Below are 3450 nucleotides of genomic sequence, written 5' to 3'. Positions count from 1 at the left end.
GAGCTGGAGTGTTTGATAATAAACAATTCTCAAGCACTGTGGAAGGAACACCACAGGGAGGGGTAATTAGTCCTCTACTAGCAAACATCGCTCTACACGGTATGGAAGAAAGGTTAACGGAATTTGCTGAATCCTTACCAGGAAGGAAACGCGATCACAAATCAGCATTATCCTTAATACGCTACGCTGACGACTTTGTGATCCTACATGAAGATATCAAAGTAGTCCTGCAAGCAAAAACCTTAATACAGGAATGGTTAAGCCAGGTAGGATTAGAACTAAAACCAGAAAAAACCAAGATTGCCCACACCCTGGAAGAATATGACGGGAATAAACCTGGATTTGACTTTCTAGGATTTAACATTAGGCAATATGAGGCCAAGTCAACCAAACAAGGATTTAAGACGCTGATTAAGCCATCCTCCAAGAGTATTAGAACTCATTATCAGAAACTGGCGGAGATATGTGACTCCCACAAAACCGCCTCTACTAAGGCTTTAATAGCCAAACTCAATCCGGTAATTAGGGGATGGTCTAACTACTTCTCAATCATAGTTAGTAAGAAAATATTCACAAAGATGGATAATCTTATATGGAAAAGACTATGGAGGTGGACGACTAGAAGGCATCCAAATAAGCCCGCCAAATGGGTAAAGGAAAAGTATTTCCCCAAAGTTAAAGATACCAGGAACTGGATATTTAACGATGACAAATATATACTAAACCTACACTCAGATGTTCCTATTGTAAGGCACGTCAAAGTGAAAGGTAATAAATCCCCTTATGACGGCAACTGGACTTATTGGAGCAATAGAATCGGTAAATATCCAGCTCTTAGGAAAGAAGTCACAACGCTCTTAAAGCGACAAAAGAATAAATGCGCATTTTGCGGACTAACCTTTAGTCCGACTGACCTTATGGAAGTTGACCATATAAAACCAAGGTCTAAAGGTGGTGACAACACATACAAGAATAAACAATTGTTGCACCGACATTGCCACGACACGAAAACTGCTTTAGATAACAAAACATATCCAAAATTTAGACCCCAGGATTTACCTGAAGATTATATATGGATTGACGATATGTTAACTCTGAAGCAGGATGTACCCATGACAAGGGACGTTTAAGAGAGGAGCCGTGATGAGGTGAAAGTCTCACGTCCGGTTCTGAAGACGAGTCGGGTAGGGTAACTTACCTGGCTTAGTTTAACAAAATTGTAGACTGTCTGGCAGAACAGTTTATTGTCGTAGTAGATAGTTCTAAATTAGTAGATAAATTGGGTTCTACCTTTTTATTGCCCGTGGAAGTTATACCCATGGCAATTACTCCTGTGATTCGGGCGATCGAAAAACTGGGTGGTCAACCAGAATTACGGATGGGGGTGAGGAAAGCTGGTCCGGTAGTGACTGACGAAGGTAATCTGGTTATTGATGTCAAGTTTGATTCTATTGATAACCCTGCAGAGCTAGAAAAAAGTTTAAACAATATTCCTGGTGTTTTGGAAAATGGTTTATTTGTAGGGGTTGCAGATGTAATTTTAGTAGGAGAAATTCAGGATGGGCAACCAATAGTTAGGGAAATTTCTTAGCAACTCAGAATTCAGAAGTCAGAAGCTAAATTCTTACTGTGACTGAAATAGTTGTGACTTAGCAGGAGAGCGCGGGTCTCTAAGGAACATTTAGATAAAAGCGAGGAGTCAGGAGTCAGAATTCAGAATAGAGGAAGAGAGAAAAATCACTATCTAAGTATTGTTTTGGTGCTAAGTTCTCAAAATATTTAGGGTTTGCTTATGGAAGTCTTTTTGTTGAGGTAGGTCGGAGGTCGGAGGTCGGAGGGAGTAGTTAAGAATTAGGAGGAGCAGGGAGTTGTACAAGAGGTAGTCCTTCATCATAGCCACTTAAATTTTCTGCCTCGCGTTACTCCAAAATGCTTAATTTTTCAGCTTTATTAACACAAAAGCTGGTACTTTTTCCAGACCTAAGGTTTCTCGAACCTTTATCTTTGCAATGCTTTGATCTTTAATCAGCAAGCCCTATTTAGCTAGACTCTACAACATAATATCAACCCTAGGATATCCTGTCTTGTATATATAAAATCCGGTTTCTACAGGAGACCGGGTTTTAATGTAACTAATGAACATTAGGAAAAATCATTATTAGCTAAATTAGATATTCAAGGGGACTAATTTATTCTAGTAATTGTCTTTCCGCTTCCAAGATTTTAACTAAATTTTGATTTCCTTTGGCTCTAGCTGCTTCCAGGCGATGAGCCAATCTTTTTTCTACATTAGCTCTATGAACCTCATTAGGAAAAATCATTATTAGCTAAATTAGATATTCCAGGGGACTAATTTATTCTAGTAATTGTCTTTCCGCTTCCAAGATTTTAACTAAATTTTGATTTCCTTTGGCTCTAGCTGCTTCCAGGCGATGAGCCAATCTTTTTTCTACATTAGCTCTATGAACCTCATTCAACTTAACTAGGCTTTTTGGTGTATTTCTGTTCATCATGGACATTTTTTTTATCACTTTTATTGTATATATTACATTCTTAATTTAGCATAGCTAGCAAACATCAACCAGTTTAGATGTTCAAAACTAAGCATTTTTATCAGCGAATAGCCACACAGTAAAGAATATTTTAGTAGGTTTTACTTTCTATATTTGTAGCAATTATCAAAAAAAATCCACAAAAAGTAACTGGAAAAATTATATCTCCAAGAAACCACTCCAAATCTATAAACATCTTTATTGATATCATTTTAATCTGCTTTTATTCTTTATTTGTACTTTTACTATTGTGGAATGACTTGATTAAAATCCTCTTATTAAGAAATATTGTTGAGTAAATATCGGAGATTTTTATCAAAATATATATTAAACCCAAAGTAATTAGTTTAAATTTTATTAAGAGATTATTTGTCAAGTAAATATAGTGTTTCTTAAATTGGTGAAATACAAAAGTTGTGTATTTTAGGGAATAGGTAACAGGGAACAGAGAAGATAACAGGGAACAGAGAAGATAAGAGGAAATAGGGAAGAGCAAAAATACTTCATTAAATAGTGAATGCACTACCCAAAGATCAAGGCAGCTAGAGTCCTTAATATTCTCTATATTCGGTGGGTTAAGGCGGACAGTTAAGAGTTTGGTAACTCACCATAAGTATTGTCACTTAGCCCAGCCTACTGGACCGACACAGCTAATTTAGTACAAAACTTGTAGGGTGCCTATTTACGGCTAAAATTTAGTATATGTCGATCTACTACTAGCATCTCTAGCTTGATAATGTGGGTAAGTTTATAAAGGAATTTTTTGATATCTTTTCCTAGGTCAATACATAGAGATTCACACATTATTTTCCACTCAAGAAAAATTCTGAGAAACTCCACACTAGATTCAACAGCTTTTCTCCAGAAAATAAAATTGGCCAGGGATTGATTAATTATT

Annotated in this window: 4 protein-coding genes and 1 pseudogene; 2 read left to right on the top strand and 3 right to left on the bottom strand. The window is 36.6% G+C overall.

What is annotated here, in order from left to right; genetic code table 11:
* Together F6K22_RS36270 and F6K22_RS36265 are read left to right on the top strand one after the other, a co-directional pair.
* Positions 1-1130 (top strand): group II intron reverse transcriptase (locus F6K22_RS36270; protein ID WP_293109495.1); only part of this gene is annotated, 1130 nt, incomplete at its 5' end.
* 83 nt (positions 1131-1213) lie between these two features.
* Positions 1214-1591 (top strand): annotated as a pseudogene (locus tag F6K22_RS36265) (ribose-5-phosphate isomerase A); the annotation flags it as partial.
* 598 nt (positions 1592-2189) lie between these two features.
* Here F6K22_RS36265 and pirA (F6K22_RS36260) read toward each other — a convergent pair.
* The 3 genes from pirA (F6K22_RS36260) to F6K22_RS36250 all read right to left on the bottom strand — a co-directional run.
* Complete coding sequence (gene pirA, locus F6K22_RS36260; RefSeq protein ID WP_293109493.1) at positions 2190-2321, bottom strand: arginine synthesis PII-interacting regulator PirA; 132 nt, start codon at positions 2319-2321, stop codon at positions 2190-2192.
* Between the two features lie 33 nt (positions 2322-2354).
* On the bottom strand, positions 2355-2519 hold the full coding sequence (pirA, locus tag F6K22_RS36255; RefSeq protein WP_293109497.1) for an arginine synthesis PII-interacting regulator PirA: 165 nt from the start codon (positions 2517-2519) through the stop codon (positions 2355-2357).
* 711 nt (positions 2520-3230) lie between these two features.
* Positions 3231-3450 (bottom strand): hypothetical protein (locus tag F6K22_RS36250; protein ID WP_293109491.1); only part of this gene is annotated, 220 nt, incomplete at its 5' end.

It is taken from the genome of Okeania sp. SIO2F4, from assembly GCF_010672385.1.
Taxonomy (GTDB): domain Bacteria; phylum Cyanobacteriota; class Cyanobacteriia; order Cyanobacteriales; family Microcoleaceae; genus Trichodesmium.
Note: the sequence above shows the minus strand (reverse complement) of the source record. Positions and strands in the feature narration are given on the sequence as shown.